This is a genomic window from Acidiferrobacter sp. (genome assembly GCF_054609335.1).
The window spans coordinates 1-26,206 of the sequence record NZ_JBTRWP010000018.1 but is presented as its reverse complement, the minus strand read 5'-3'; the positions used below and the strand labels follow the sequence as shown (position 1 = coordinate 26,206).

Sequence of the window (26,206 nt, the reverse complement as noted above, 5' to 3'; positions counted from 1 at the left end):
ACGTTGTCGGCCACGGGGCTTTCATGGCGCGATCCATAGGGTTTTGATGTTCATGAATTCGCGAACGCCGTAGAGGGCAAGTTCGCGCCCATACCCCGAGGCCTTTACGCCCCCGAAGGGGACCCTGGGGTCGCTTTTGACCATGGCATTTACGAAACTCGACCCCGATTCCAGCCGTCGCGCGAGCGCTGCCCCCTGGACCGTGTCTCGCGTCCAGAGGCTCGCCCCGAGGCCGTAACGGTTGTCGTTGGCCACGGCCAACGCATGTTCCGCGTCGCGCGCGCGCAAGACGATGGCCACGGGCCCGAAGAGCTCCTCAGCATAAGCCCGCATCCCCGGGCGCACGTGGTCGAGGAGGGACGGCGGATAGTAGTTGCCGGGGCCCGCGGGGATTCGGCAGCCGAACCGCGCCACGGCCCCCTGATTCAGCGCGTCCGCCACCTGTTCATGGAGGGCGGCACGCAGGTCGTGACGGGCCAGCGGACCCATGCGCACCGTCTCGTCGCTGGGGTTGCCCACCTTCAAGGCCTGGGCATGCGTCTCGAATCGTTCCAGGAAAGGCTCGGATATGGCCTCCACGAGGATGAGACGCTTGGCCGCGATGCAGCTCTGCCCGGCATTCTGGTAGCGGGATCGAACCGCCGCTTCGGCGGCCGCTTCGAGATCGGCGTCGGGAAGCACGATGAAGGCGTCCGAACCACCGAGCTCGAGCACGGTCTTCTTCAGGGCCCGTCCGGCGACGGCCGCCACCGCGCGTCCGGCGGCCTCGCTGCCGGTGAGGGTCACGGCATGCACGCGCGGGTCCTCTATCAAGGCTGCCACCGCTGGCGCGCGGATCATCAGGGATTGGAACAGCCCCTCGGGGGCGCCGGCCCGCTCGAAGACCTCGGCGATCGCCAAGGCGCACTGTGGGACGTTGGCGGCATGTTTTAGGAGGGCGGCGTTGCCGGCTGTGAGCGCGGCGGTCGCAAAGCGGAACACCTGCCAGAACGGAAAGTTCCACGGCATGATGGCGAGCACGACGCCAAGCGGCAAGAAGGCGACGGATACCTGCGCGTCCGGGATGTCGATGCTTTCGTCTCGCAGGAGGCGTTCGCCGTTTTCGGCGTAATAATCGCAGGCCCACGCGCATTTCTCGATCTCGCCGCGGGCCTCCGCGATGGGTTTCCCGACCTCAAGGGTAATGATCCCCGCGTAGCGCTCCGAGTCGGCGCGCAGTATCGCGGCGGCCGCCTGTAGGAGTGCTACGCGCTTGCCGACACTCCGCCTTTGCCACTGCGACGCGGCGTGTGTGGCGCGTGTAAGCGCCGCTTCTAATTCCTTGGAACTCGTTTCCGGGAAGCTTGCGACCCTTTCGTCGGTCGCCGGGTTGATGCTGTCGAATGGCATGATGCGATCCTTTGCACGGTTCGTAGGCTCAAGTATAGTGATTTCTTCTCGTCACCTAAGTCAGGCCCGTGCGCGTCGTCCGAATCTTCGTTCTCGCCCTGGCGTTTTCCAGCATAGCTCACGCCGGCACCACTTCCCTCGGGCTCGACCGGGCCCGTTACCAGCAGGCCCTTACGGCGCTGAATGAGGAGCGCTACGATCGCTTCCGCCAGCTATACGGCGAGATGGACGGGTATATCGCCCGGCCTTATCTCCGCTACCACTATCTCATGGACCGCATGCGCCATGACCGGCCACAAGCGGTCGCTGCTTTTCTCGCGCGCCACGGCCAGCTCCCGGTCGCCGTGAAACTGAGGCGCGCTTGGCTCAAATTCTTGGCCCGCCGTCACGAAGACAAACGTTTCCTCGCCTTCTATGTGCCTGCTTTCGACTCCGATGTTGCCCTGCACTGCGACGATCTCGTCGCCCGCGCGCGCAGCGGACAGAATGTGGCGGCAGCGGTGCAGGCAGTATGGCTCACCGGCCAGTCGCTGCCGCGCAGCTGCCAAGGCCTGACTGCACGCTGGCTACGCGCAGGCGGTGCCGACCAGGCGCATCTGTGGGCACGTGCCAAGCTCGCCATGCGCGCGGGCAATACGAAGCTTTTGAAGCGCCTCCAGGCGGCGCTGTCCCCGGACCACGCCTTATGGGTCGCGCGATGGCTCGCGCTTTCGGCGCATCCCGCCCAAACCTTGGCGCACCTCGATTACCCGCTTACCCTGCGTCGCGCCCGCCACATCGTGCGCCAAGCGGTGGTGTCGCTTGGCTATCGCAGTCCCACGCTCGCCATGACCCTCTGGCAGCAGCTGCGGGCCAAGCAACCGGTGTTGGGTGAAGACAATAACTACGTCCTGCGCGGGCTTGGGCTGATCGGCGCGGCCGATCATCTGCCCGTGGCCTTGTCTTGGCTTGCGGCGGCGGTGCCTAAGGGCCAGGGCAATGGCCAGCTCGCGCGCTGGCGGGTGCGCGCGGCGCTGCGCGAGCAGGCGTGGGGCGACGTACTGATGTTCATCGACGCCATGCCGCACGCGGTGCAAAAGGCGCACGAGTGGCAGTACTGGCGGGCGCGGGCGCTGGCATCGATGGGCCATAAGCGCCAGGCGCACGCGATCTTCGCGAAACTTGCCCGGCATTTCGGGTACTACGGGTTCCTGGCAGCCGGCCGCCTTGGCCTGCCTTACCATATTCCCAATGTCCCCCTGACCGCGCCTGCGGCCGTGATCCGGTCGGTCGAGCGCCGCCCGGACATCCGCTTGGCCCGCGAGCTCTTCCGGCTGCACCAGCATCGCGAGGCGCGCGCCGTGTGGTTTCAGGGCCTGCACGGCCTTTCCGAGGACCAGATCGAGGCCGCGGGCCTGCTTGCCTCGCGTTGGGGTTGGGGTGACTGCGCGATCCTCACGGTGGCCGGCACCGGGGCCAAACACGCGCTCTCGATCCGCTTTCCCTTGCTGTACCGATCCCTCATAGAGGCCGACGCCGGGCGCAACAAGATCGACCCGGCCTGGGTCTATGGCATCATCCGGCAGGAGAGCGCTTTCATTTTCGATGCGCGGTCCGACGTCGGGGCGCTCGGACTCATGCAGCTCATGCCCGAAACCGGATTTATCACCGCCCGCGAGATCCATCTGTCGATCACGGGTGATCGCGACCTAATCGACGTGGCCAACAACGTGGATGTCGGAACGCATTATCTGGCGGATGTCCTGCTGCGGGCGCGCGGCGAGGAACCGGTGGCGACGGCGGCTTACAACGCCGGGCCCACGGCGGCGATCTCGTGGCTGCCGGTGAGGCGCGCGCTTCCGGCGGACATCTGGATCGAGACTATCCCTTACCGCCAGACGCGCGGCTACGTCAAAAACGTGCTCACCTTTACCGCCATATACGATTACCTTCTGAAGGGTCGCCAGGATGCTCTCAAGTATCGCATGGCGCCTGTTACCCCGGCGGTGGAGGTGGCCGTGAATGGGAGTTAGGCCCGACGCGCGCGTGGCGGTGCTCGGCGGCTGCGGCTTTGTCGGGCGCGCGCTCGTTAGGGAACTCCATGGCCGCGGTTACAGGCTGCGGCTCGTCACCCGCAGGCCGGATCGTCATCGCGACCTGCTGGTCTTGCCGCGCCTGGAATTGTGGGAGGGGGACGTCCATGACGAGCGCTTCTTGCGGGAGTTGGCATCGGGGGCGCAGGCCTTCATCAATCTCGTGGGTATCCTGAAGGAACACGCGCCCGGGGATTTTGCGCGGGTGCACGAGGAGTTGCCGGCACGCATGGCGCGCGCCGGGCGTGGACTGCGCCTGCTGCAGGTAAGCGCCGCGGGCGCCGACGCGGCCTCCGAGAGTGCTTATTTGTGCAGTAAGGGGCGCGGCGAGATGCGCCTGCGGGCGCTCGCGCCCGAGGCCATCGTCGTGCGACCCAGTGTCATCTATGGCCCTGGCGATCACTTCGTCGACCGTTTCCGCAAGCTCCTGCGCTGGGCGCCCTGGGGTCTGCCCGTGCCGCTTGCCGCAAGTCTGATCGCGCCCGTGTATGTGGACGATGTCGCCCGTGGGATCGCCACGGCGCTTGCGCGCACGGCGGCCGCCGGCCAGGACTATGGGTTTTGCGGGCCGGAGATCCTGTCTCTTGGGGATAGCGTGGCCGCCATCGCCACGCTCTGCGGGCGGGCCCGCCCGCGGCGGTTATCGGCGCGCATGAGCTTCCTGCTTGCGCGTCTTCTTCAACATGCGCCGGGCACGCCGTTTTCGGTGGATCAGTGGCGCACGCTGAAGGTGGGCTCGGTGTGTCCCGAGGGCGCGCCTGGCCTGCCCGACCTGGGTGTTGCCCCCCGACCCTTTCGTGAGGCTTTGGAGGCGCTCGATCGCGGCTGCGCCTGACGTGCGGTCGCACCCTTTGGACGGAAGGACGAAGGGGACATGTCGGCCACCCCCGTCGTCTGCTAACGTCTAACAAGGGACGGAAGGATGGTCTGGGCCTGCGAGGGGACGCTCAAGTCATGAATGTGTACATCGGAAATTTGTCGCGGACGGTCACGGAGGCCGATCTCGAGGTCATCTTTGAGGGTCTCGGGCACATCGTGTTCACGCATCTTGTGCCGGGCGCGCACGATCATGATGCGCGTGGATACGCCTTTGTCGCCGTAGCCGATGAGCGCCAGGCCACGCTAGCCATCAGCGCCATGAATGGAAAATACCTCAAAGGACTCCGTCTGATCGTACGACCGGTGCTGGATCGGGCGCGACAGGCGCGGGCCCTGCGTGCCCACAGCATCCTTCCGGGATCCCTGGAGGGTGTGGCGCGTTTTCGTTTGTTGAAAGGTGGACAGGCGCTCGACTAGACCCCGTCGGCTATTGAGTTCCCGGTCCCGCAAGGGTGCGGGGAGGTGCGCGTACCAGCGCACGGCCCGGAAGAACGCCGGCAGGTCGCCGTTTTCCAGGGCCAACAAGCGCCGGAACGCGGGCACCAGACCTTCATAACTCATATACGCCCCGAGCACGGCATTATTCAGGGGTCCCCGAAAGAACGCCCCATAGCCGTGATCGCCGTGCCAGTCTCGCGCCAGTCCAAGGAAGCCGCGCCGTAGGGCCTGGAAAGAGGCGTGTTTGGCCTGGGCGCGCTCGCTGGGGCTCAAGGTCGGATCCGCGTAGATGCGCGCGAGCCGCGCCTGGCAGGCACGCATGAGCGCAAGCACCTCTTCGTGACGGACGCGAAGTCGTCGGTAGGCTAAGCGCTCGCTTGCGGTCCCCTCGTCTCTCAGGAAGCGCTTGACCCCCACGGCGGCGACGGTGTCGGCGAACGATTCGTCGAAGGTCGTGGCGTTGGGTACGTAGAGGAGATCGTGCGCCAGTTCATGGAAAATGATGTGCGCGATCTCGGTCCGCCGATAGCCGATGAAGGTGCTCAAGACCGGATCGCGTAGATAGCCGAGCGTGGCGAAGGCCGGCACACCCCCCACGAAAACGTCGTCACCCTGGCGCGCCAAGCGCTGTGCATAGCGCGTGGCGGCCTTCTGCGAGAAATAGCCGCGGTAGGCGACACAGCCCGCGAACGGGAAGCACCAGCGTTTCAGGGTCAGGCGAAAGGGGCGGGCGGCAAAGACGTTCCAGACGGCGTAGGGGCGATGCAGGTCGGCGTAGGTGCGGTAGTCGCCATGGAGTGCGAGTCCGAGTCGCTCGCGCGCGAATCGCCGCACCGCAAGGACGTAGCGCAGGCGGTCTTTGAGCGTGGGTGCCGCAGTGGGGTCGGCCAGGACGCGGGTGATCGGACGCTCGGCGCGCATGATCGCGGCCTCGCCGCCGATGGCCTGGGCATAGTAGGGGAGCGCGCAACCCGACAAGGCGCAGACCGCGAGCAGGACGGCCGGGAAGCCGATACAATGCCGCACTAGGCCGATTCGATCGCGAGGCACATGGAAACCTATCTGGTAGGCGGCGCGGTCCGCGATGAACTCCTCGGGAGACCGGTCATCGATCGGGATTATGTCGTGGTCGGCAGTAGCCCGCAAGAGATGGAGGCCTTGGGGTTTCGGCGCGTTGGCGCGGACTTCCCGGTCTTTCTGCACCCCGAGACCCACTGCGAGTACGCGCTTGCCCGCACCGAGCGCAAGACCGCCCCCGGCTACCGCGGTTTCGTGGTCCACGCCGACCCCGACGTGACCTTGGATGAGGATCTGCGGCGGCGGGATCTCACCATCAATGCCATGGCCCGTGGTGCGGACGGCACGCTCGTCGATCCCTACGGCGGGCTCGCCGATCTGCGGGGCGGGATTTTGCGACATGTGAGTCCGGCGTTCGCCGAGGATCCGGTGCGGATATTGCGGGTTGCGCGTTTCGCCGCCCGCTTCGGATTTACCGTGGCGTCCGAGACCATGGCGCTCATGCGTGCCATGGTCGGCGCCGGCGAGGTGGCGGCACTGGTGCCCGAGCGTGTTTTTACCGAACTCGATCGGGCGCTCGCCGAGCCCCATCCGTGGCTGTTCGTGGAGGTCTTGCGCGCCTGCGGGGCCTTGGCGGCACAATTTCCGGAGATCGATCGGCTGTTCGGCGTCCCCCAACCCCCCGCATACCACCCGGAAGGGGATACCGGCGTCCATGTCTTGCTCGCGCTGCGTCAGGCGGCGGTGCTCGGACTCTCGGCTCGCGCGCGCTTCGCCGTGCTCTTGCACGATCTCGGAAAGGGGCTCACGCCGCGCGAGGAATGGCCCTCGCATAAGGGTCACGAGGCGCGGGGCGTACCGCTCGTGGAGGCGCTCTGCGCGCGCCTGAAGGCCCCCGTCGAATACCGGGCGCTGGCGCGCGCGGTGGCGGCCCATCATCTACTGGCCCATGACGCTTTGCGGCTTAAGGCCGCGACCGTCCTGCGTCTCGTCGAGGCGGTCGATGGCTTTCGCCGGCCCGAGCGCTTCGAGGAGTTTCTCGGGGCGTGCGAGGCCGATGCTCGTGGGCGCGCCGGTCTTGAGGACACGGACTACCCCCAGGCGCGCTGGCTGCGGACAGTCCGGGATGCCGCCGCCGGCGTATCCGGACGCGAGTGGGCCGCGCAGGGCTTGGCCGGAGAGCAGATTCAGGAACGCGTGCGCGCCGCGCGCACGCGCCTCATAGCGGCATTGAAGGTGGCCCGCTGAGCCTGAAGGCCGCCAGCCCCGGATGGTCCAGGGTCGCGCGCCCTTGCCCCAGCGATGTGCGGGTCATCCTGCGCCCGCCCGTGGTATTTCAGGCCCCCGGATGTATCATAAGTTTCTTATAGATGAGGGATGGGCATGCGCGGCTTGATAGAACGATTGCGAGGGGTGGAACGCGACATCGTGCAGGCCCCCGAGGCCGGAAACGGCCCTTATTATGAGCCTCAGGGCACCGAGATCGCGGTATTCGAGGCGGCGTGGCGCAGGCGGCTGCCAGTGATGCTGAAGGGGCCGACGGGCTGCGGGAAGACCCGTTTTTTGGAGCATATGGCCCACCGTCTTGGGCGACCGCTGGTGTCGGTGGCCTGCCACGAGGACTTAACGAGCGCCGACCTCGTCGGCCGTTTCCTGCTCGAAGGCGAATCGACCGTCTGGCAGGACGGGCCGCTCACCCGCGCGGTGAAGGTTGGCGCCCTCTGTTATCTCGACGAGATCGTCGAGGCCCGCACCGATTCCACGGTCATCATCCACCCGCTGACCGACCATAGGCGGCGCCTGCCGCTCGAGAAGCGTGGCGTCGAGATTGAGGCCCACGAGGATTTTCTGCTCGTCATCTCCTACAACCCGGGCTATCAGACGGTCTTGAAGGACTTGAAGCCGTCGACCAAGCAGCGTTTCGTGGCCATCGACTTCCGCTATCCGAATGCCGAGACCGAGACGCGCATCGTGCAAAACGAGGTGGGGGGGTTGGATGCCGATATCGCCGCGCGGCTCGTGGCGATCGCCCACAAGGCCCGCGCCCTCAAGGATCATGGTCTGGACGAGGCGACTTCGACGCGTTCGCTGGTCTATGCGGGATCGCTCATCGCCGCAGGCCTGCCTCCCTTGGATGCGGGCGAGGCGGCACTCGTAAGCCCCCTGACTGACGATATCGAGCTTGCCATGGCCTTGCGCGAGATCGTGAAGGCGCATTTGTCCACGGCATGACAGGCGATCCCGAGGTGCGGCTCGCACTCGTCTTGGACGAGCTGAAGGAGTTGAGCTTCGTCGCGCATCGCGATCTCTGCGCGGCGCTGCCGGCCATGGCCCCGCACGGTGCCGAGACCATTGCCCTCTGGGCCGAGACCGGCCGGGACCTATTCTTCTATGACCGCGAGGCCGGCAAGGCCTTTCTGCGGGCAAGCCCTGGGCTTGTTCGGGAGTTGGGCGCGGCCGACATCTGGATCGAGCAGGCGCGTGATTTCCTCGCGATTCGAGGGGCCTGGAAGGCCTTGATCGCCTATCTCGACGGCCTGGCGGCGGCGGTGCGGGAGCTCGGTGTCGAGGGTGGTCGTCGCTGGGGGGCCATCGGCATCGCGTGGGGACGCGGATCCCCGGAAAACGCCGAGGTCTTTTTTCAGGCCCCGATCTCAAGCCTCACCGCTGGACGCGGCTTTGCCGGTCTCTCCGAGATCCTTGAGCCGCTCGCCGCCGCCCGCGATCGCGGCCTTGCCCCCGCGCTTGCGTTAAACGGTGCGATCAAGGTACGTACGCTCTTGGGGCCGGGCGCGATCGATGGCTGGCTCAAGCGTGGCGCCGACATTCTGAAATCGGGTCGTTTGCGCGGTGAGGCCTATTTTCGTATGGAGGGCCCCGACAGTGATGAGGCCCTGATGGCGGTGCTTCCGGGATTTCGCAGCGCCGAGCATGAACGCTTTCTCGTCCTGATCGCGCACGCCGCCTTTTCGTTGACGCCGTCTCTCGCGCCCCGTGGGCTCAGTGTAGACGGGCCCGCCTTTGTCGAGACCGACGGCCGTACCTTGTTTGTGCCGCCCGCGTTTCCAACGCGTGAGCACGCGCTCGCGGCGCTTTTGCATCATGCCGGGCATCTGCGTTTCGGGACCTATGATGCCGAGGTCTTGGCGCGGCTCTTCGCGCAGGCGGGGATGACGCACCCGCCGCTCGATGCCGATCAGCGCGTGACCTGGCGTCCACTCTTCGCGGCCTTCGGCGAGGACCTTGTGCGTTTCCAGGTTCTGTTCGATCTGTGCGAGGACTTTCGCGTGGATGCGCGAATTCAGGCGCTGATGCCGAATCATGTCGAGCGCCTCATGGCGCTTGCCACGACGCGTCCAGAGGGGCCGGCGGCGGCCTACTTCGATCTCGGGCGGGAGAGCCTTTCTGTGTTGGCAGGGCGCGAGGTCGCCGTGGCCCCCTGGGCGGCCTTGCTCGCGCGCGACGCCGATCTCGTTACGTCCTTCGTAGCGGCGCAATCGCTGTATCGGGAGGGTCGCTTTCCGGCATTAGGGCTTGCTGACCGCGACGCCGCCTACCTCCCCGGTCGCTCTCCCAACCAAGGGCGACCTGTCTATCCACGGCCGGCCGCGCCCGCCGAGATACCAGAGCCAGACGGCGGGGCTGTGGCGGAGGCCCCGGAGCCTACGCCCACGCGGCCGGCACCGTTAAGCGCCGGTCACGACCCGGACACGCCGATCCCGCCCGAGGACACCAGCGGGTCGGGTGGGCGCGTAGGCGCCGGGCGGCCCCAGCCACACATCGTGTCGGCACGCGTTCGCAGGCTGCGGCCGGCAGGTGCGGGACTTCCGTATCCGGAGTGGGACTATCGCGAGCAGGTCTATCGGCGCGATTGGACGCGCGTGATTGAGCGACCCCTGATGGAGCGGGACGCGGCCTGCGCGGAGCATTTGCTCGCCCGCCATGCGCGGGTCTTGGGCAGACTTCGACGCGCCATCCAGGCCGAGAAGCCGCGCCGCATGGCCCCGCGCAAGCGCCAGCACGAGGGCGAGGAACTCGATCTGGACGCAACCGTCGCCTATGTCGTGGATCGGCGCGCCGGGGCCTCGCCCGCGCCCCTCGTGTTTCGCAAGCGGCGCCCGCTTGTGCGCGACACGGCGGTGCTGCTGCTCGCCGACCTTTCCACATCCATCATGCAGCAGGCAGCCGACGGCGTGGGGCGCGTCGTCGATCGCATCAAGGCGGCGCTCCTGCTGTTTGCCGTGAGCCTCGAGGAGGTGGGCGACCCCTATGCCATCGCCGGCTTCGCCTCCAAGTACCGCGATGCGGTGAGCTACTATCCGATCAAGGACTTCGATGAGCGCTTCACATCCAAACAGGCGGCCATCGTGGGCGGGCTGTCGGGGCGGCTTGCGACACGCATGGGCGCAGCCATTCGCCACGCCTGCATGCGCCTGACCGACAGTGGCACCGAGCGTCGCCTGCTGCTCATCCTTTCCGATGGGCGCCCGGCCGACTACGATGACGGCGGCGACGAGCGTTACCTCCACGAAGACACGCGCATGGCCGTGAAGGAGGCGGCGGATCAGGGCGTCCACGCGTTTTGCATCACCCTCGATCCGGCTGGGGCCCCCTATCTGGAGCGTATCTTCGGCCGGGGTCATTTCTTGGTCGTCGACACCCTGGATGCGCTGCCAGCGCGGCTGCCGCAGATCTACCTGAAGTTGCGCAAGGCCGGCTGAGGAGGCGGCCTTGCCCGCGCGCCTTACGCGGGACGCGGTTGGAGGGAGGGTCTTGGCGGGCGGGCGCGCCTTTTCAGGCGAGCGCGCGGCTGCGGTCGAGCAGGCGGAAGCCCCGAAGCGGGGCCTTGTAGCCGCGTTCGAAGGCTATGACCTTGAAGAGTTCGCCCATCTCGTGCGGGAGCGTGAGACGCTTGACCGCCTGGATCTCTCGCAAGGCCTCGAACTCGTCTGTGGGCAGGTCCTCGCCGATGCCAAGCCCCAGGAGAAAGACCCCTTGGCTCGTGTAGCCCGCGAGATCGAGCCCCAGCGCCCGGCCCGCGTGCGCGATGGCCGTGAAGTCGACGTGCACCGTAATGTCCTGCAGGCCCGGCAGGATCAGGGGATCACCATGGGCCTGTTGGTGGAAGTGACACATGAGCGTGCCTTGGTGGCGATCCGGGTGATAGAACTCGGAACGCGGGAAGCCGTAATCGATCAAGAGGATCACGCCGCGCGCCAGATGATCCGAGGCCTGCCGCAGAAAGTCGCGGGCCTGTGGCAAGGTCTCCGACTCGTAGCCATCGACCAGCGCCAAATCAGCCAGCGCCGCGGTCGCAGACCTGTCCTCGGGGCCTTCGGCGAAGGCTCGGGCCCCAGCCTCATCGCGCGTCACGAGCAGGGTATGGGCGCGTCCGCCCCGCATGCGGAAACGCGCCGCCGGGAGCGCATCGAGGATCTCGTTGGCGACGATGATCGAGGCCTCGGCGTCGGGCCAGTCGGCCACCGCGAAGACCCGGTCGGCCCATTGCGGAATCTCCGCCGCCACACGTTCCCGTGCGATGGCGCGTAGGCGCGCGCTTCGCTCTATCATCCAGTAGCGCTCGGGGAGCGTGCCGGCCTCACCCAGGGCCTTCAGGGTGTCGATCGCCAACTGGCCGTTTCCCGAACCTGCCTCCATAATGGAGCCTCCGTGCGCGATGAGTATCGGCGTCCATTGGCGCGCCAGGGCGCGGGCCAAGTGTGTGGATATGAGGGGGGCTGTGACGTAATCGCCACGCGCCCCGAAGACCTCGCGTCGGGCGTAGTAGCCGCACTCATCGTCATAGAGTGCCCATTCCATATAATCGGCGAAGGCGACCGGTCCTTGGGCGAGGCGCACATCGAGGACCCGTTCATTGTGCGCGAGCGCAGCCTTTTCCGGGGGTGTGAGCGCAGCCCATGCGGGAAGCGAAGAACCGGACATAGTTATGAGACCATTAAGGGAATATCGGCCATTTTGTCACAAAAGGAGGAGGCCATGCAGGTGTCGAAACGGGTGGTATTGGTGACGGGTGGGGCGCGGCGGCTGGGCGCGGCCATCGTCCGCCAACTGCACGCCCGCGGCCTATCGATCGTCTTGCATTACCGCTCCTCGGCCGATGAGGCGGAGTGTTTGCGCGCGGAACTCGAGTCGGCGCGCCCCGGCAGCGTGAGCCTCATTCGCGCCGATATCCTGAGCGAAGACGCCCCGCGCGTCCTGATCTATGAGGCGCTTGCGCGTTTCGGGCGCCTCGACATGCTCGTCAATAACGCCTCGACCTTCTACCCGACGCCGCTCCAGGAGGCGACGGTCGGCCAATGGGACGACCTTCTCGGCACCAACCTGCGCGCGCCGTTCTTCTTGAGTCGTAGCGCCGCGCCGCACCTCGCCGAGCACGGCGGCGCCATCGTCAACCTCATCGACATCCATGCCGCCCGCCCGCTCAAGGATTACCCCATTTACAGCATCGCCAAGGCCGGGCTTGCCATGTTGACGCAGTCGCTCGCGCGCGAATTGGCCCCGGAGGTGCGCGTCAATGGTGTGGCGCCCGGCGCCATCCTGTGGCCCGAGGCGGGCGCCGACCCAGCCGAGCGTGAGCGTGTGCTGGCGCAAATCCCTCTACACCGTACCGGCTCCCCCGAGGATATCGCGCGCGCCACCACCTTTCTGCTCCTGGACGCCCCTTATGTGACAGGTCAGATATTAGCGGTCGATGGCGGGCGTTCGACCGTGCTTTGAGGGTTCGGGCATCTGGCCATCCCCACCCCAAGTCGGCGTGGCAGGCGCCGCTTGCGTGAACGAGGCTCGACCAGGTGCGGCGCCGCCTGCGCGGAACCTCATGGCCCAGGGCGCGCCTTAGCCGAAGTGGTAGGTGGCGCCGAGCAGCAGCGAGCTTATGTCGAGATCGTGGCCGTTGACGGCCATGGCCCGGTAGATACGGTATTCAAGACGCAGACCGATGCGGTGTCGCAGGCGATAGGAGACGCCTACGCCGTAAAACCCTTGGTGCAGTTCCTCCAGCATGTCATTCTGCGCAGAGCTGCCTGTGACCCTATGTTCGCCACCGCCCCCAGTGCCTATCGTGGACCAGTCCACGAAGCCTATGCGTCCGTAGGCTCGGAACCGCCGGTCGAACCGGGGTCCCGCGGTCAGCGAAACGTCGACGTTGTTGACGATCGTCGTGTAGGGTTGGCCTTGATCGTGGCCGAGCCAGCGACCGAGACGATTGTAACCGGCCTCCAGGGTCACCCAGGAGTCAATGGCGTACCCCGCATAGATTCCGGCGCTGGCGGCATTGCCGAGGCTCTGGGCGTCGGAGGCGCCGACATTGGCGCCTACGTAAAACCCGGCGGCATGGGCACTGGAGAGTGACAAGGCGGCAATCAAGGCGGTGGCGCGGAACGTCATGGGCATGAGGCAATAACTCCTTTTGAGCGCGTTTATCGGGATTTCTGTGGGTAACCGCGTCAGGGGGTAGTGCGGCTTCGTTCGATGACAAGTCCGACCTGACCTGCGCCGCGGATCGCCCCGCGCTTATCGAGGCGCAGGCGCAGCCAGGGGACTGGAAATTCCTGCAAGACGAGTTCCGCCACGCGCTCCGCGAGGGTCTCGACGAGACGAAACTCCGAGGACTCCACGAATGCGACGACGCGTTTGGCAACCGCCTTATAGTCAAGCGCGTCGCGGATGTCGTCGGATGCGGCGGCGGCACGAATATCGACCGCCATGTCGAGATCGAAGACGATGGTCTGCCGAGTCTGGCGTTCCCAGTCCCAGATCCCGATGATGCAATCCGCTTCCAGATCGTGTAAATACAGCACGTCACTACTGTCTTGGGGAACGCCGTCACGCATATCTCGAATTGGGCCTATGTTTTGCCGGGGCTTGCCTATCTTTTAGGCTCCCTTTCCACGGCCATTTTGGCAAGCCGGATGCTCGGTTTACCCGATCCGCGCCACGCGGGTTCGGGGAATCCCGGGGCCACCAATGTGTTGCGCGTCGGGGGCAAGAAGGCCGCCATTATCACCCTAATCGGCGACATCCTCAAAGGGGTGCTCCCCGTGGTCTTGGCACGGCTCCTCGGGCTTGCGCCGTGGCTCGTGGCGATAGTCGCCTTGTGTGCGCTGCTCGGACACATTTATCCCGTGTTTTTTCGTTTTCGCGGCGGCAAGGGTGTAGCGACCGCCCTCGGTGTGCTTACGGCCATTGATCCCTTGGCGGGTGCCGGACTGCTGGGTATCTGGCTTGTGGTGGCAATAGTTTTTCGTTACTCGTCGCTTGCGGCGCTCACCGCCTCGGTCGCCGCCCCCTTCCTCGTGGCCGTGACCCTGCGCGCCCATGTCGGCGTGTTCTTTGCCGCCACATCGGCCATGAGCGTGCTCCTCTTGTGGCGCCATCGCAGCAATATCCGCAATCTCCTCGCGGGCCGCGAGACCAAGATCGGGGCTTAGGGCGGCGCAAGCTCGTTCAGCGGCCAGCGGGGGCGAACCCCGAAGTCTTGATGGCCTGTTTGGCCTGCGGCCAGCCTCAAGCAACCGGCGTAGGCGATCATGGCCCCGTTGTCTGTGCAGAAGGCGGGGCGTGGATAGTAGAGTTCGACGCCGAGGGCGCGCGCGTCGTTTGTGAGGCGCTCGCGCAGCCTCAAGTTGGCGCCAACGCCGCCGGCAATCACGAGACGCTCGTGGCCTGTCTGAAGCAGTGCCCGGCGACACTTGATGGCCAAGGTGTCGACGATCGCCTCTTGCAGGGCGTAGGCGAGGTCATCGCGCCGCACGTCGTCCAAGGGCCGTTCGCGAGCGGCCAGCAAGAGCGCGGTCTTCAGGCCACTGAAGCTAAACTCGAGGCCCGGACGATCGGTGAGGGGGCGCGGCAGCTTGAGATCGGTCTGGCGCCCGCGTGCCGCTGCCTGGCCGATGGCAGGTCCCCCTGGAAAGCCCAAGCCCAAGACCTGGGCGCTCTTATCGAAGGCCTCGCCGGCGGCGTCGTCGCGCGATTCGCCAAGGATCGTATAGCGCCCGAGGCCTTGGACGTCGGCGAGCAGGGTGTGCCCCCCCGAGACCAGCAGGGCGAGAAACGGAAAATCCGGGGCCTCGCGTTCGAGTCGCGGCGCGAGGAGATGGCCTTCCAGGTGGTGCACGCCGAGCGCGGGTATGGTGAGCGCAAAGGCGAGCGCGCGTGCCAGCGCCGCGCCCACGAGCAAGGCCCCCGCGAGGCCCGGCCCGGCCGTGTAGGCGATCGCGTCCACGTCAGCGAGGACTACCCCCGCGTCGGCCAGCAAGGTGTCGATCAGCGGGAGCAGCTTCTGGATGTGGTCGCGCGAGGCGATCTCGGGGACCACGCCCCCAAAACGCGCATGACTCATTTGGCTGAACAGGGCGTGGGCGCGCAGGCCCGCATCGCGGTCGTAGAGGGCGACGCCGGTGTCATCGCAGGAGGTCTCGATGCCGAGCACGAGCATGGGTTGCGGTCCGTATAGTGAAGTCAGGAATGCGTGCAGCTTACCGCCCCGGGCCGCGTTCACCAAGGCTGTGGCGCCCGGATCCCGGCCTCGGCCATGTCGCCGCCCGTGGCGGGGTGCGCCTGAACGGTATGTAAGCCCAGCCTTATGCCCGCGCCATTGAGGGTCCCAACCGGGCCGGCCGCTATCACCAGCTCCCGGAGATTGTCCTCTGGTACAATATGTTATACCATTGGGCCATGAGCCAGCTTGAGGTTGCCGAAAAGATTGCGCAAAAAGTCATTCGGCGCCGGGTGTTCCTGGGCTTATCGCAGCGGGACCTGGCCAAGAGGGCCGGTATCGCGCGTGGCACCTTACGGAGCATTGAAGCCGGGAGCGGTAATGTCACGATGGCGAACCTATTAGCCGTGTTTGACACTCTGGATATCGCCTTGGATCTCCGGAACGAGCCCCGGATAGAGCGGACGGCGGATGGCCGTTTGCCCATGCGGCCGAGCATCTACCAGCTTAGGGCGATGCGCGAACAGGGTCTTATTTGATGGATAGCCTGGACATTTATGTCCGGGACACGCGGGTCGCGCGCCTCGATCGCTCCAGTCCCGGCGAATATACGTTCTCCTATTTGCCTGGCACCAAAGAGGACGATGCCGTGTCGCTCACGATGCCCGTGAACGAAGATTACTCAGATCCCTTTATGATCATACCGCCCGCCTTACAAGTGGGTTTTCCGGAAGGGGCTCTATTGGAGGCAATTCATCGTATCGCGGGGAAAGTGCTTAAGATCGATGACGACTTTGATGTTCTCGCTCTGGTGGGCCAGAACATGGTTGGCAGAGTTCGAGTTTTGCCACAGGGGCAAAGCCCCGACACAGGCCCCGCGCTGAGTGCAGGCCACGCGGTATCGGAGCTTCTCAGGAGTCCGTCGACGACCGCCCCTTTGTTGGAGAAGCTGATTGAGCGGCTGGCCGCCCAAACCGGTTTATCGGGGATATTCCCCAAGACCTTCGCCGCAGCGCCTTTACGGGGGCCCCTGTCGTTCCCTGTGGGGGATGCCATCCTTAAGCTCGAAACCTCCGAATTCCCCGGCATTGCGATCGTCGAACATATTTGCCTCCTGGCATGCCGCGCCGCCGGTATCCCCACGGCGGACTCGGAACTTGCCGTTAACGGGCGCGCCCTTCTTGTGACACGTTTTGATCGGAGGGAAGACGGGCAACGCTTGGGGTTTGAAGATTTCTGTTCCCTATCGGGTTTGCCACGAACCGCCAAGTACGCATCCAGCATGGCGAGTGTTGGTCGGGTGCTTGAGATGTACTGTCAAGATCCGGCGCTGGATACCCTGTTTACGATGGTCGTTATGAATACCCTGCTGCGCAATGGCGATGCCCATCTTAAAAATTTTGGCTTGGTATACGACGACCCTCGCTATCCTGCGCTCGCGCCCGCCTACGACGTCGTCAGTACAGTCGCCTGGATCCGAGAGGATCAGCCCGCCCTCCCTCTTCAACAGAACGGTCCCTTATCATGGCCCACCACCGAAGACCTTCTGGTTTTTGGCGAGACGATCTGCCGCCTCTCTCGCCAGGACATGATGCCTATTCTGAAGCGTTGCCAGGAAGCCATTCGGCACACGAGGCCTGTTCTGGAAGGCATGCGGCGGCAGTTCCCTCATGCGCTGGCCCTGGAGCGCCTCGATCGCACCCTATCCGTCGCCGCTACGACCTCACGGAAGGGGCTCGGAAAGTTGGGCGCGACGGCCACACGCCCCAGCCCCTGACGGCGGTCTGGGGGCCGAAATTCTCGACAATGGGGGCGATAGAGCCCGGACCGCCTGGTGACTGCGGGGGAATGACCATGTCCCGGTGCGGCTACGCCGGCCGTGGGCGCTTGCCGGTAGGGCCGCGCCTGAGGCTGCTCGCGGAGCGGCACCCCTGTGGGCATCGCTGGCCTGGGACTGGGTGAATGTGTACAAATGGCTCGGCGCGCGCTAGAATTCGCCGTTTACCACGGGCCCCGGCTCATCCATCACTTATAGCGAGGTGTATTGCGTCTATGCCATCGGTGCGCGTCAAGGAGCACGAACCTTTCGAGGTTGCGCTTCGTCGTTTTCGCAGGTCGTGTGAGAAGGCGGGTGTATTCGCCGAGGTTCGTCGTCGCGAGTTCTATGAGAAGCCGACGGCGGTCCGCAAGCGCAAGGCGGCAGCCGCGCGCAAGCGCGAGCTGAAGAAAATCGCCCGGGTTGCCCAGCGCGCCAACAGGCCGTTCTAAGGATCCATGACACTGAAGGAGCAAATCGCCGAGGACATGAAGGCGGCGATGCGCGCCAAGGATGCCCCGCGGCTTGAGGCGATCCGCATGTTGCGGGCCGCCATCCAGCGCCGCGAGGTGGACGAGCGCGTAGCGTTGGATGATGGCGGCGTGCTCGTGGTTCTGGAAAAGCTCGTGCGCCAGGGCCAGGAATCCATCGAACAGTTCAGCGCGGCAGGTCGTACGGATCTCGTGGAAAAGGAGCAGGTCGCGCTTGCCGTATGGCAGGCCTACCGGCCCGCGCCCTTGTCCGCCCAGGAGATCGAAGATCTCATTCAAGAGGCCTTGGCGCATACGCAGGCGGCCTCGATCAAGGATATGGGACGGGTGGTGGCGCATATCAAACCACGCGTGCAAGGACGCGCCGACATGGCTGCTGTGAGCGCGCGAATCAAGGAGCGGTTGAGTTAAGGAAGGGCGTCTGTTTTCCCTATGCGGGCGCCTGGGGGGCCTGTGTGGCAACAAAGATTCCGTCGCCCTTCATTGATGCGGTCCTCGCGCGCACGGACATCGTCGAACTGGTCGGCGGGCGCGTGCCTTTGCGCAAGGCTGGCCGGGATTACAAGGCTTGCTGTCCTTTTCACGAAGAGCGGACTCCCTCGTTTACGGTCAGCGCGGATAAGCAGTTCTATCATTGTTTTGGTTGCGGGGCGCACGGGTCCGCGATCGGTTTCCTGATGAACTACGATCGCTTGGCCTTCGTCGAGGCGGTGACCGAATTGGCCCGCCGGGCCGGCCTCGAGATGCCACAGGAGGGCCGCCCGATGGCCAAGGCGGGGCCGGACCTGCAGCCTGTGCTGAACGCCGCGGCGCGCTATTACCAGGAGGCCTTGCGCCATCACCCGTCCGCCGAGCGGGCCCAGGCCTATCTCAAGGGGCGGGGGATCACGGGGGCGATCGCCAAGGGCTTTCAGTTAGGTTACGCGCCCGCGGGCTGGAACGGCCTCCTGAACGCCCTGGCTCAGGACTTCGAACCGGTCCTGCTGGAGCGGGCGGGCCTTGCCATCGCCCGCGAGGGGGCGGGCGGCTTTTATGACAGGTTTCGCGACCGGGTCATGTTCCCGATCGCCGATGCGCGGGGCCGCATCATAGGGTTCGGTGGCCGGGTGCTCGATCAAGGCGAGCCCAAGTATATGAATTCGCCGGAGACGGCCTTGTTTCATAAGGGCCGCGAGATCTACGGCCTGCCGCAGGCGCTGGACGCCATCGATAAGGCCGGACAGGTCATCGTCGTTGAGGGCTATATGGATGTCCTCGCGCTCTCGCAGTTTGGTGTGACCCATGTGGTGGCGACCTTGGGGACCGCCACCACCCGTGAACATCTTGACCGCCTGTTTCGTTATGCGCCGGAGATCGTGTTTTGTTTCGATGGCGATCGGGCCGGACGCGAGGCGGCGTGGCGCGCCCTGGAGCAGGCGCTTTCGGCCCTGAGGGATGGGCGCCAGGTGAGCTTTTTGTTTCTGCCGGAGGGCGAGGATCCCGACACCTTGGTGCGCGCCGAGGGTCAGGCCGGATTCCAAGCGCGCCTGCGGGGCGCCACCGAGCTTCCGGAGTTTTTCTTCGAGACCTTGGGCGCGCGCGCTGATCTTTCACGCCTGGATGGGCGGGCGCGGTTGGTTGAACTTGCCAAGCCCTTGTTGTCGAAGTTAGCGAAAGGGGCGCTTTATGAGCTTATGATCGGCCGATTGGCGGAGTTGAGTGCTCTGAAGGCCCCGCAGGCGGAGGTTTTGGTGCCGGCCCGCGCCGAAGAGGTGCGGCGGGCGGAGCCCCTGGTCCCGGTGCGTGGCGGTTCGCTCGTGCGCCAAGCCGTGGCCTTGCTTTTGCAGTACCCCGCCCTCATTAAGGAAGTCGGGGAACTCCCCTTGGCGGGGAGACCGGGTATGGACGTACTGGCGGCGCTTGTGGTGCTGCTGCGGGAGACGCCGGGGCTGACCACGGGCGCCATTCTGGAGCGGTTTGCTGACAGTCCGCACCGTTCGACCTTGGCGCGGCTCGCCGTCTGGGAGTATCCGTCGCTGCTTCCCGATCACGAGGGGGTCATGCGTGACATCATGAGAACATTGAATGAGCAGGCCCGCGCGGCGAAGGCCAAAGAGCGGCATAATTTCTTGATTAATAAAGGAAGTTTGACTCCCGAGGAACAGGCGGAGCTGGTTGCCTATCTACGGAGTCGCAATGCCGAAGGGCAGTAGCCGTCGATGCGCGATGTCGATGGCCTGCTATACTTATCAGTTAAATTTTGAGTCCCATTTCAACTAGACGGCACGAAGGGCGACCTTAATGGACCAAGAGACGCAACGCCTGCAGCTCAAGAAACTTATCCTTCAGGGCAAGGAGCAAGGGTTCCTGACCTACCGGGACATCAACGACCATCTGCCCGAAGACGTGCATGATGCGGATCAAATCGAGACCGTCATCAACATGATCAACGATATGGGTATCGAGGTCTACGATCAAGCCCCCGACCCCGATACCTTGCTCATGAAAAACGATTCGGCCCCCACCCCCGATGACGAGGAGGTGGTGGAGGAGGCGGAGCAGGTGCTCGCCTCGGCCGTGGAAGGGGAATTTGGCCGTACCACCGACCCGGTACGCATGTATATGCGCGAGATGGGCACGGTGGAGCTCTTGACGCGCGAAGGCGAGATCGATCTGGCGAAGCGCATCGAGGATGGCATCCGTCAAAGCACCGAGGCCATAGCCGCGTGCCCGGCGACCATCGTCGAGGTGTTGCGGATGATGGAGCTCGTCGAGCAAGACCAGATGCGGCTCACCGAACTCGTCGTGGATTTCGTCGACCCGCAAGCGGTCGATGAGCCCCCGCAGGAGGCCGAGCGGGATGTCGGCGCCGCCGCCGACGATGATGAGGACGAGGAGCAGGCCGACGACAGTGATGGCGTCGACGCCGACGAGGATAGCGGTCCGGATCGCGAGGAGGCGCTCGAGCGTTTCGGCCGTATTCGCAAGCTGCACGCCGCCATCGCGAAGGCCGCGGAAAAGAAAGGCTTCAAGAGTCCCGAGGTGGCGAAGGGCCAGGAGAAGCTCGCCGAAGAGTTTATGGAGATCAAATTCGTCTCCAAGCAGATCAATCGGCTGGTCGAGCATGTCCGGGCGCTGGTCGACGAGGCGCGCGACCAGGAGCGGGTCATCATGGACGTCTGCGTCACCAAGGCGCGCATGCCCCGCAAGGTGTTTTTGAAGAGCTTCCCGGGCAACGAGACCAATCCGCGCTGGATCAAGAAGATCGGTAAGGGTGGTGAGGGCAGCGCCGAGGTGATCGAGGCGAATATGGCGGCGATCACCTCCGCTCAGACCCGGCTCGGCGACATCGAAGTGCGTGCCGGATTGCCGATCGCGGACCTAAAGGAAGTCAATCGGCGCATGTCGATTGGCGAGGCCAAGGCGCGGCGCGCGAAGAAAGAGATGGTCGAGGCCAATCTGCGTCTCGTGATCTCCATCGCCAAGAAGTACACCAATCGTGGCCTCCAGTTCCTGGACCTGATCCAGGAAGGTAATATCGGGCTCATGAAGGCGGTCGACAAGTTCGAGTACCGACGTGGCTACAAGTTCTCGACCTATGCGACTTGGTGGATACGTCAGGCCATCACGCGCTCGATCGCCGATCAGGCGCGCACGATCCGTATCCCTGTGCACATGATCGAGACGATCAACAAGCTCAATCGGATCTCGCGCCAGATGCTCCAGGAGATGGGGCGCGAGGCGACCCCGGAGGAGCTGGCGGCGCGCATGGACATGCCTGAGGACAAGATCCGCAAGGTACTGAAGATCGCCAAGGAGCCGATCTCCATGGAGACGCCGATCGGCGACGACGAGGACTCGCATCTGGGCGATTTCGTTGAGGATACGAGCATCATGGCCCCGACCGATGCCGCGACCGTGGCTGGCCTTAAGGCCGCGACCCTTGATATATTGGACACCCTCACGCCGCGCGAGGCCAAGGTCCTGCGCATGCGCTTTGGTATCGGCATGAATACCGACCACACCTTGGAAGAGGTGGGCAAGCAGTTCGATGTGACGCGCGAGCGGATACGCCAGATCGAGGCGAAGGCCCTACGCAAGCTGCGTCATCCGAGCCGCTCCGAGCACTTGCGCAGCTTCCTGGACATGTAACCCTCTTACGGGCCTGTAGCTCAGTTGGTTAGAGCAGGGGACTCATAATCCTCTGGTCGAAGGTTCAAGTCCTTCCGGGCCCACCATTAAATCAAGGACTTAGGAACAACCATACCGGCCACAAGCCCGAATATGCCATAATCCCGCCATAACGCGTATGGCAAAAGGGGGAAAGTTATGGCAACGTTCCGCAAGCGGCCAGGACCGGGCGGCAAAAGTGCTTGGCAGGCGCAGATCATCCGCCGAGGCCACGAACACCAGTACAGGACTTTCGATACCAAAGCCGAGGCCGAGGCCTGGGCGCGCCAGATTGAAGGTGAGATGGACCGCGGAGTGTTCGCCTCACGAAGTGAGGCTGAGGCTACAAGTCTGGGCGAAGCCCTGACGCGGTACCTTGCCGAAGTCACGCCTACCAAAAAGCCAGCAACAGCCTACCGTGAGCGAGTTATAGGACGGCAACTTGGCGAGCACTTGCTAGCCCGGCGAGCGCTGGCCTCCATCCGTGGAAAGGATGTGGCGGACTATATGCGCCAGCGCCAGGGTGACGGTAAGGGGAGCAACACGATTCGCCTGGAGCTCGCCCTACTCTCCCACCTGTTTAATGTCGCGCGCACAGCCTGGGGCATGGAATCCCTGTCAAATCCTGTGGACTTAGTGAAGGGTCAACGTCCAAAACTGCCGCCCGGCCGCGACCGTCGCCTAATTGGGGACGAACAAATCGACCTCCTGGCCGCCGCTACCGTCTACGGTGGCGAGATAGGCCCCCTCATCACCTGGGCCATCGAGACCGCCATGCGCCGAGGCGAAATCGCGGCCATGCGGTGGGAGCACCTGGACCGCAAGGCGCGGGTTCTCCTGATACCGGAGACCAAGACCGGGACGCCCCGGCGTGTACCGTTGTCCACGACCGCGCTGGCGGTCCTGGACGGGCTTCCACGCCGCCTGGATGGGCGCGTGTGGGGCATGCGCCCGGATTCCATCAGTCAGGCCTTTGAGCGGGTCTGCAAGGCGGCCGGCATCACGGGCCTGACCTTCCACGACTTGCGCCATGAGGCCGCGAGCCGCCTGGGAGAGCGGGGGTTTAGCGCCCTCGAGGTTGCGGCGATCACGGGCCACAAGACCATGCAGATGGTGAAGCGGTATACTCATTTTCGGGCGGAGGACCTGGTGGGGAGGTTGGGGTAAAAAATAATTCCACAGGCACTGGCGTCCGGTTTGGCTTGTGCTATAGTTATTCGTAGGGGCAACCCTCGCGCCAGCTGAGCGCGCAACAAGAACAGCATTAATGCGAAGCCGGCCCCGGCCGGCCTCAACCTCACAACCCCGCCTTCCTGGCCTGGGTTGAAAAGGACCCATAAGGACAGATCTGTCCTGAATTCCTGGTCCTAAAATCCTCAAAAATGGCTTCATCCCCGGGTACGCCTGCGCGTGCCACGATCCCCGGTCCCAATGCCCGCGCCTCGTGCGCCTTTCGTTTTTCCCGCTCCGACCCGGCCGAGCCCCATTTTGCCTATTGTTTGAGGGTTTTGTTATGGACAAATTAGAACTGGAAAAATTGGAAAAGGCTGCGCCGGGGGTTACTCAGGTTTATAGGTCTGTCAGGAGGTTGGCGGCCTTTCACAAGCTCGATCAGGACGATTGCTTGGGGATGGCGTTGGCGGCGATGACGCAGCATCCTGGAGACATTCAAGCGGCCATCAAAGAGGCGCGGCACGACCTTAATAAGGAGCGCCGTCAACGCCGTTCTGGTCGCCAGGTTAATGACCGCTTTGATGGGGGTGAGGGTGATGAGGTTGAGGCGGAGGTTGAGATCGACCGCCGTACCTTGCCGGCGGGGCTCACCCTCGCGAGGTTGGATGACGAGGGGGAGTACCAGGATTGCGAGGATCAGGATGGCGGAGATCAGGCATCCGATGATCTCAACAATCACAATCTCCCTGATCTCCCACTAATAACACCCGGCAACTTAGTTTCCACGGTGATCTTTTTATCCTGGCACGGATTCGATGTGCCGCAGATCGCCAAGCGTTGCGGTGTTTCAAAGGCCCGTGTGCGCCAGATCTTACGGGATGCCCCAGCGATCCGCCGCGCACTGGACCGTGCGGAGGGCCAAAAGGAGCTTTTCCCACCGCCTACCCCGAATGAGGTGCGCGCCCCGCGCGAACCGCGCCACCACAAACCGCGTGTGCCGCGCGTGGCGTTGCCGGCGTCCGATCAGACCCCACACCCACAGCCTTCACTATTTTGATCGGCCGACGGCGAATGGCGCCACTTTGAAGGCGCCATTCGCCGCCACGGGGGCTAGGGGAGGGGGCAGAATTTCCGGGGATGGAGATAGGTATAGAGGTGATGAGTTATGGAGTGGCTCGATGGCGGCGATTTGCTACAGGAACAACCAAAACCGATCGATTGGTTTTTGGAGGATCTTCTGCCTTTGGGCACTGTTGGGGACGTCTTCTCTCCACCCGGTTCCGGCAAATCGACCATTCTTACAACGCTCACGCAGGTTGTGGCGGCGCGGACGTGGTGGAGGCGATGGGTTTGCGTTTTTCGGATCTGAACTGGCGGGGCGGCTTGCTGTGGAGATTCAGGGTGCGCTGGACGCCGCAGGCGTCCGGCCGGCGGTGGCGTCAGAACGGAGGGCGCGCTCGTGAGCAGACTCGGCTTCTCCTCTTATAGGGTTGACATCCGCCAGTGCTGTACAACCGACCCACCGCCTTTGGATTTTGTTTGGCCTGGTTTTCTGGCCGGCACCGTGGGGACGTTGTTCGCTCCAGGCGCCACGTCCAAATCGTTCTGGGCGCTCCAGGCCGCGCTGGCCGTGGCGGCCGGTGTGGACACCGTGGGGATCGCACCAGGGCGAACCGGGCGCGTGGTGTACTTGGCAGCTGAGGATCCGCAAAACGTCCTCCACCATCGGTTGCGGGCGATCACATTAGGAAAGGGGTTGTCGGAGGCGGACGTGGAACGGGCTCAAGAGAAAATCGACCTATTGTCTGTTGTCGGCGCCGGGCTCGACGTAGGCGACACAGAGCAGAGGAATGGTCTAATTGAGGATTGCAAAGATGCTCGATTGATCATCATCGACACAATTTCCCGGGCGCATCGACTGGATGAGAACTCGAATGGGGAAATGGCGCGACTACTGATGTGGCTGGAGGTGATCGCGCGCCAAACAGGCGCCGCGATCTTATTCCTCCACCACATCTCCAAGTTTGCGAGCCGCGCCGGGGACTCGGGCGACCAGTTCGCCGCACGCGGCGCTGGCGCCCTAACTGACAACGCGCGGATGGGATCAGCTCTTTCCAAAATAACTTCAGACGAGGCGGGTCATCTGATCGACCGGGACATGGGGGCAGTCATGCCGATCGGTCCCGACGATCGCGCGAGGTATGTGCGCATGTCCATCCCCAAAAATAACTACTCTGCGCCCATCCCCGACCGCTGGTATCGGCGGGACGCAGGTGGGGTCCTGACCCCGGTGGATCTGACGAACGCGGAGAAAATCGTGGAAATCAAAAAAGGTGCCCAGGCGTACGCCGAGGCATCTGGTCGAGGAACTGGCGAGGAGGAAGACTTGTCATGGCTAAAATAGACCCAGCCACGATCCTATGGCGTGACCGGCTGCTCGCAACAAACAATGCGCGCACGGCGCGGTCCAGGATCTTTCAACACACGCAGGTCCCTGAGGTATGGAGCGAAATTGAAACCGACCTGCCTGGCGCGGGGTCAGTCCGGGTCGGGGGAAAGGTTGGGCAGCGTCACGAGCTCCTAATGGAAGCCATCAACTTCCATGCGATCAAAACCAGGAGACTGGAAAATGGGGTGTTGGCGGTTTTAGTGGACATGCACGACCTACGCAAGACGCTCAGCGGGGAAAGGAAAGAGCGATATGGGGTCGATGGGGTGTTGAAATTGGCCCGGGCATTAAGGCAGGTTACGGTGAGCGGCCAGGATATACCCTTTGTGGATGGCATCTTAAACCATCTCATTCCCACCAGTACCACGACCCCCCAACCGATCCCGGGACGCCCACCGCGCCCCCTGTGGCGAGCGGAGTTCACCGCGTGCTGGGCGACCTGGCTAGACGCCGACCCGGTCCATCTGCATTACGATCCGCGGCTGCTGGCGGGGATACGCAGCGGTGTGGCAGCGGCCGTGACCCGGCTCGTCCTGACCCACCGGGACCAACCGCGCGGAGGGTGGATACTGGACAGTCTCATCCGCACAGTCGTCGGTGCCGAGCCAACCCGCTGGGTCCGGCAGGATGTGCGGGCAGACTCCGAGGCGATGGCGGCGGCTGGAGTGATTGTGGTCGGAAACCGCGTTTCGGTCGTACAAAAAACAGGGGGCGTAGCTTCCTTGCCCGCCACCGTAGCTCCCTTGCCCGGGGCGTAGCTTCCTTGCCCGCCACCGTAGCTCCCTTGCCCGCCTTAGTAGGAGTTTCTAGGAGTCTCTATTTAGGAGACTCCTAGGAGGATCGGGGCCTAGGGCCTGACGGCCCTGGCCCCTCCAC

24 protein-coding genes, 1 tRNA gene and 1 pseudogene are annotated in these 26,206 nt (G+C 64.4%); 20 read left to right on the top strand and 6 right to left on the bottom strand.

The window, feature by feature from the left end:
* Nucleotides 1-21 precede the first annotated feature (21 nt).
* Entirely contained in the window at nucleotides 22-1,389 is a 1,368-nt protein-coding gene (locus ACYCTF_RS06555; RefSeq protein ID WP_461283291.1) for an NAD-dependent succinate-semialdehyde dehydrogenase, read from the bottom strand.
* Nucleotides 1,390-1,457: 68 nt separating this feature from the next.
* On the opposite strand from ACYCTF_RS06555, the gene ACYCTF_RS06550 reads away from it, so the two are divergent.
* The 3 genes and pseudogenes from ACYCTF_RS06550 to ACYCTF_RS06540 form a co-directional block, all read left to right on the top strand.
* Nucleotides 1,458-3,401 carry a transglycosylase SLT domain-containing protein gene (locus tag ACYCTF_RS06550; protein ID WP_461283290.1) on the top strand — a complete coding sequence of 648 codons (1,944 nt, stop codon included), beginning with the start codon at nucleotides 1,458-1,460 and terminating at the stop codon, nucleotides 3,399-3,401.
* Entirely contained in the window at nucleotides 3,391-4,296 is a 906-nt protein-coding gene (locus tag ACYCTF_RS06545; protein WP_461283289.1) for a complex I NDUFA9 subunit family protein, read from the top strand. Before ACYCTF_RS06550 ends, ACYCTF_RS06545 begins: the two co-directional genes overlap by 11 nt.
* 119 nt (nucleotides 4,297-4,415) lie before the next feature.
* A pseudogene (locus ACYCTF_RS06540) lies at nucleotides 4,416-4,568 on the top strand (RNA-binding protein); the annotation flags it as partial.
* Between the two features lie 15 nt (nucleotides 4,569-4,583).
* On the opposite strand, the gene ACYCTF_RS06535 reads toward ACYCTF_RS06540, so the two are convergent.
* Nucleotides 4,584-5,828, bottom strand: a complete 1,245-nt coding sequence (locus ACYCTF_RS06535; RefSeq protein WP_461283288.1) for an aminopeptidase — start codon at nucleotides 5,826-5,828, stop codon at nucleotides 4,584-4,586.
* On the opposite strand from ACYCTF_RS06535, the gene ACYCTF_RS06530 reads away from it, so the two are divergent.
* The 3 genes from ACYCTF_RS06530 (at nucleotide 5,829) to ACYCTF_RS06520 (ending at nucleotide 10,516) form a co-directional block, all read left to right on the top strand.
* On the top strand, nucleotides 5,829-7,043 hold the full coding sequence (locus ACYCTF_RS06530; protein WP_461283287.1) for a multifunctional CCA addition/repair protein: 1,215 nt from the start codon (nucleotides 5,829-5,831) through the stop codon (nucleotides 7,041-7,043).
* A 135-nt stretch (nucleotides 7,044-7,178) separates the two neighbouring features.
* Nucleotides 7,179-8,027, top strand: a complete 849-nt coding sequence (locus ACYCTF_RS06525) for an AAA family ATPase (RefSeq protein WP_461283286.1) — start codon at nucleotides 7,179-7,181, stop codon at nucleotides 8,025-8,027.
* Entirely contained in the window at nucleotides 8,024-10,516 is a 2,493-nt protein-coding gene (locus ACYCTF_RS06520) for a nitric oxide reductase activation protein NorD (protein WP_461283285.1), read from the top strand. The genes ACYCTF_RS06525 and ACYCTF_RS06520 overlap by 4 nt, the downstream gene beginning before the upstream one ends.
* Nucleotides 10,517-10,589: 73 nt before the next feature.
* Here the strand turns inward: ACYCTF_RS06520 and ACYCTF_RS06515 are convergent, their stop codons facing one another.
* Nucleotides 10,590-11,738, bottom strand: coding sequence for a class I SAM-dependent methyltransferase (locus ACYCTF_RS06515; RefSeq protein WP_461283284.1), 1,149 nt, complete (start codon nucleotides 11,736-11,738; stop codon nucleotides 10,590-10,592).
* Nucleotides 11,739-11,792: 54 nt separating this feature from the next.
* Here ACYCTF_RS06515 and ACYCTF_RS06510 point away from each other — a divergent pair, with 54 nt between their 5' ends.
* Nucleotides 11,793-12,533, top strand: a complete 741-nt coding sequence (locus ACYCTF_RS06510; protein WP_461283283.1) for a pteridine reductase — start codon at nucleotides 11,793-11,795, stop codon at nucleotides 12,531-12,533.
* A 117-nt stretch (nucleotides 12,534-12,650) separates the two neighbouring features.
* Here ACYCTF_RS06510 and ACYCTF_RS06505 read toward each other — a convergent pair whose 3' ends face one another.
* Nucleotides 12,651-13,208 carry a porin family protein gene (locus ACYCTF_RS06505; RefSeq protein ID WP_461283282.1) on the bottom strand — a complete coding sequence of 186 codons (558 nt, stop codon included), beginning with the start codon at nucleotides 13,206-13,208 and terminating at the stop codon, nucleotides 12,651-12,653.
* Nucleotides 13,209-13,261: 53 nt separating this feature from the next.
* On the bottom strand, nucleotides 13,262-13,648 hold the full coding sequence (folB, locus tag ACYCTF_RS06500) for a dihydroneopterin aldolase (protein WP_461283281.1): 387 nt from the start codon (nucleotides 13,646-13,648) through the stop codon (nucleotides 13,262-13,264).
* On the opposite strand from folB, the gene plsY reads away from it, so the two are divergent.
* Entirely contained in the window at nucleotides 13,628-14,245 is a 618-nt protein-coding gene (gene plsY / locus ACYCTF_RS06495; RefSeq protein ID WP_461284743.1) for a glycerol-3-phosphate 1-O-acyltransferase PlsY, read from the top strand. The genes folB and plsY overlap by 21 nt on opposite strands.
* Here the strand turns inward: plsY and tsaD are convergent.
* A complete protein-coding gene (gene tsaD / locus ACYCTF_RS06490; RefSeq protein WP_461283279.1) occupies nucleotides 14,242-15,252 on the bottom strand; it encodes a tRNA (adenosine(37)-N6)-threonylcarbamoyltransferase complex transferase subunit TsaD in 1,011 nt (336 codons plus the stop codon). The two genes, plsY and tsaD, sit on opposite strands and share 4 nt — an antisense overlap.
* Before the next feature lie 239 nt (nucleotides 15,253-15,491).
* On the opposite strand from tsaD, the gene ACYCTF_RS06485 reads away from it, so the two are divergent.
* The 12 genes from ACYCTF_RS06485 (at nucleotide 15,492) to ACYCTF_RS06430 (ending at nucleotide 26,088) form a co-directional block, all read left to right on the top strand.
* Nucleotides 15,492-15,791 (top strand): helix-turn-helix transcriptional regulator, encoded by a 300-nt coding sequence (locus ACYCTF_RS06485; RefSeq protein WP_461283278.1) that lies wholly within the window; start codon nucleotides 15,492-15,494, stop codon nucleotides 15,789-15,791.
* A complete protein-coding gene (locus tag ACYCTF_RS06480) occupies nucleotides 15,791-17,029 on the top strand; it encodes a type II toxin-antitoxin system HipA family toxin (protein WP_461283277.1) in 1,239 nt (412 codons plus the stop codon). Before ACYCTF_RS06485 ends, ACYCTF_RS06480 begins: the two co-directional genes overlap by 1 nt.
* 275 nt (nucleotides 17,030-17,304) lie before the next feature.
* Nucleotides 17,305-17,520, top strand: a complete 216-nt coding sequence (gene rpsU, locus ACYCTF_RS06475; RefSeq protein WP_065968651.1) for a 30S ribosomal protein S21 — start codon at nucleotides 17,305-17,307, stop codon at nucleotides 17,518-17,520.
* A 6-nt stretch (nucleotides 17,521-17,526) separates the two neighbouring features.
* Nucleotides 17,527-17,970, top strand: a complete 444-nt coding sequence (locus ACYCTF_RS06470) for a GatB/YqeY domain-containing protein (RefSeq protein WP_461283276.1) — start codon at nucleotides 17,527-17,529, stop codon at nucleotides 17,968-17,970.
* Between the two features lie 44 nt (nucleotides 17,971-18,014).
* Nucleotides 18,015-19,751: a DNA primase gene (gene dnaG, locus ACYCTF_RS06465; protein ID WP_461283275.1), complete on the top strand. Its 1,737-nt coding sequence runs from the start codon at nucleotides 18,015-18,017 to the stop codon at nucleotides 19,749-19,751.
* An 88-nt stretch (nucleotides 19,752-19,839) separates the two neighbouring features.
* Nucleotides 19,840-21,690 (top strand): RNA polymerase sigma factor RpoD, encoded by a 1,851-nt coding sequence (rpoD, locus tag ACYCTF_RS06460; RefSeq protein ID WP_461283274.1) that lies wholly within the window; start codon nucleotides 19,840-19,842, stop codon nucleotides 21,688-21,690.
* Between the two features lie 9 nt (nucleotides 21,691-21,699).
* Nucleotides 21,700-21,776, top strand: a tRNA-Ile gene (locus ACYCTF_RS06455).
* Between the two features lie 91 nt (nucleotides 21,777-21,867).
* Entirely contained in the window at nucleotides 21,868-22,875 is a 1,008-nt protein-coding gene (locus tag ACYCTF_RS06450) for a site-specific integrase (protein WP_461283273.1), read from the top strand.
* Between the two features lie 346 nt (nucleotides 22,876-23,221).
* A complete protein-coding gene (locus ACYCTF_RS06445; protein WP_461284742.1) occupies nucleotides 23,222-23,938 on the top strand; it encodes a hypothetical protein in 717 nt (238 codons plus the stop codon).
* A gap of 108 nt (nucleotides 23,939-24,046) precedes the next feature.
* Nucleotides 24,047-24,250, top strand: a complete 204-nt coding sequence (locus ACYCTF_RS06440) for an AAA family ATPase (RefSeq protein WP_461283271.1) — start codon at nucleotides 24,047-24,049, stop codon at nucleotides 24,248-24,250.
* Nucleotides 24,251-24,340: 90 nt separating this feature from the next.
* A complete protein-coding gene (locus ACYCTF_RS06435; RefSeq protein WP_461284741.1) occupies nucleotides 24,341-25,285 on the top strand; it encodes a helicase RepA family protein in 945 nt (314 codons plus the stop codon).
* The gene (locus ACYCTF_RS06430; protein WP_461284740.1) at nucleotides 25,273-26,088 is read left to right on the top strand and encodes a hypothetical protein; all 816 of its coding nucleotides are present in this window, start codon (nucleotides 25,273-25,275) and stop codon (nucleotides 26,086-26,088) included. Before ACYCTF_RS06435 ends, ACYCTF_RS06430 begins: the two co-directional genes overlap by 13 nt.
* The last annotated feature ends 118 nt before the right edge of the window (nucleotides 26,089-26,206 follow it).

Bases quoted from the DNA above. Each gene is read 5' to 3' on its own strand.
- ACYCTF_RS06450 (WP_461283273.1), top strand. From the start codon at position 21,868: ATGGCAACGTTCCGCAAGCGGCCAGGACCGGGCGGCAAAAGTGCTTGG.
- folB (WP_461283281.1), bottom strand. From the start codon at position 13,648: ATGCGTGACGGCGTTCCCCAAGACAGTAGTGACGTGCTGTATTTACAC.
- ACYCTF_RS06555 (WP_461283291.1), bottom strand. From the start codon at position 1,389: ATGCCATTCGACAGCATCAACCCGGCGACCGACGAAAGGGTCGCAAGC.
- ACYCTF_RS06485 (WP_461283278.1), top strand. From the start codon at position 15,492: ATGAGCCAGCTTGAGGTTGCCGAAAAGATTGCGCAAAAAGTCATTCGG.
- ACYCTF_RS06530 (WP_461283287.1), top strand. From the start codon at position 5,829: ATGGAAACCTATCTGGTAGGCGGCGCGGTCCGCGATGAACTCCTCGGG.
- ACYCTF_RS06505 (WP_461283282.1), bottom strand. From the start codon at position 13,208: ATGCCCATGACGTTCCGCGCCACCGCCTTGATTGCCGCCTTGTCACTC.
- ACYCTF_RS06510 (WP_461283283.1), top strand. From the start codon at position 11,793: ATGCAGGTGTCGAAACGGGTGGTATTGGTGACGGGTGGGGCGCGGCGG.
- ACYCTF_RS06545 (WP_461283289.1), top strand. From the start codon at position 3,391: ATGGGAGTTAGGCCCGACGCGCGCGTGGCGGTGCTCGGCGGCTGCGGC.
- rpoD (WP_461283274.1), top strand. From the start codon at position 19,840: ATGGACCAAGAGACGCAACGCCTGCAGCTCAAGAAACTTATCCTTCAG.
- ACYCTF_RS06430 (WP_461284740.1), top strand. From the start codon at position 25,273: ATGGCTAAAATAGACCCAGCCACGATCCTATGGCGTGACCGGCTGCTC.
- ACYCTF_RS06480 (WP_461283277.1), top strand. From the start codon at position 15,791: ATGGATAGCCTGGACATTTATGTCCGGGACACGCGGGTCGCGCGCCTC.
- rpsU (WP_065968651.1), top strand. From the start codon at position 17,305: ATGCCATCGGTGCGCGTCAAGGAGCACGAACCTTTCGAGGTTGCGCTT.
- ACYCTF_RS06470 (WP_461283276.1), top strand. From the start codon at position 17,527: ATGACACTGAAGGAGCAAATCGCCGAGGACATGAAGGCGGCGATGCGC.
- ACYCTF_RS06520 (WP_461283285.1), top strand. From the start codon at position 8,024: ATGACAGGCGATCCCGAGGTGCGGCTCGCACTCGTCTTGGACGAGCTG.
- ACYCTF_RS06440 (WP_461283271.1), top strand. From the start codon at position 24,047: ATGGAGTGGCTCGATGGCGGCGATTTGCTACAGGAACAACCAAAACCG.
- ACYCTF_RS06515 (WP_461283284.1), bottom strand. From the start codon at position 11,738: ATGTCCGGTTCTTCGCTTCCCGCATGGGCTGCGCTCACACCCCCGGAA.
- ACYCTF_RS06445 (WP_461284742.1), top strand. From the start codon at position 23,222: ATGGACAAATTAGAACTGGAAAAATTGGAAAAGGCTGCGCCGGGGGTT.
- tsaD (WP_461283279.1), bottom strand. From the start codon at position 15,252: ATGCTCGTGCTCGGCATCGAGACCTCCTGCGATGACACCGGCGTCGCC.
- ACYCTF_RS06525 (WP_461283286.1), top strand. From the start codon at position 7,179: ATGCGCGGCTTGATAGAACGATTGCGAGGGGTGGAACGCGACATCGTG.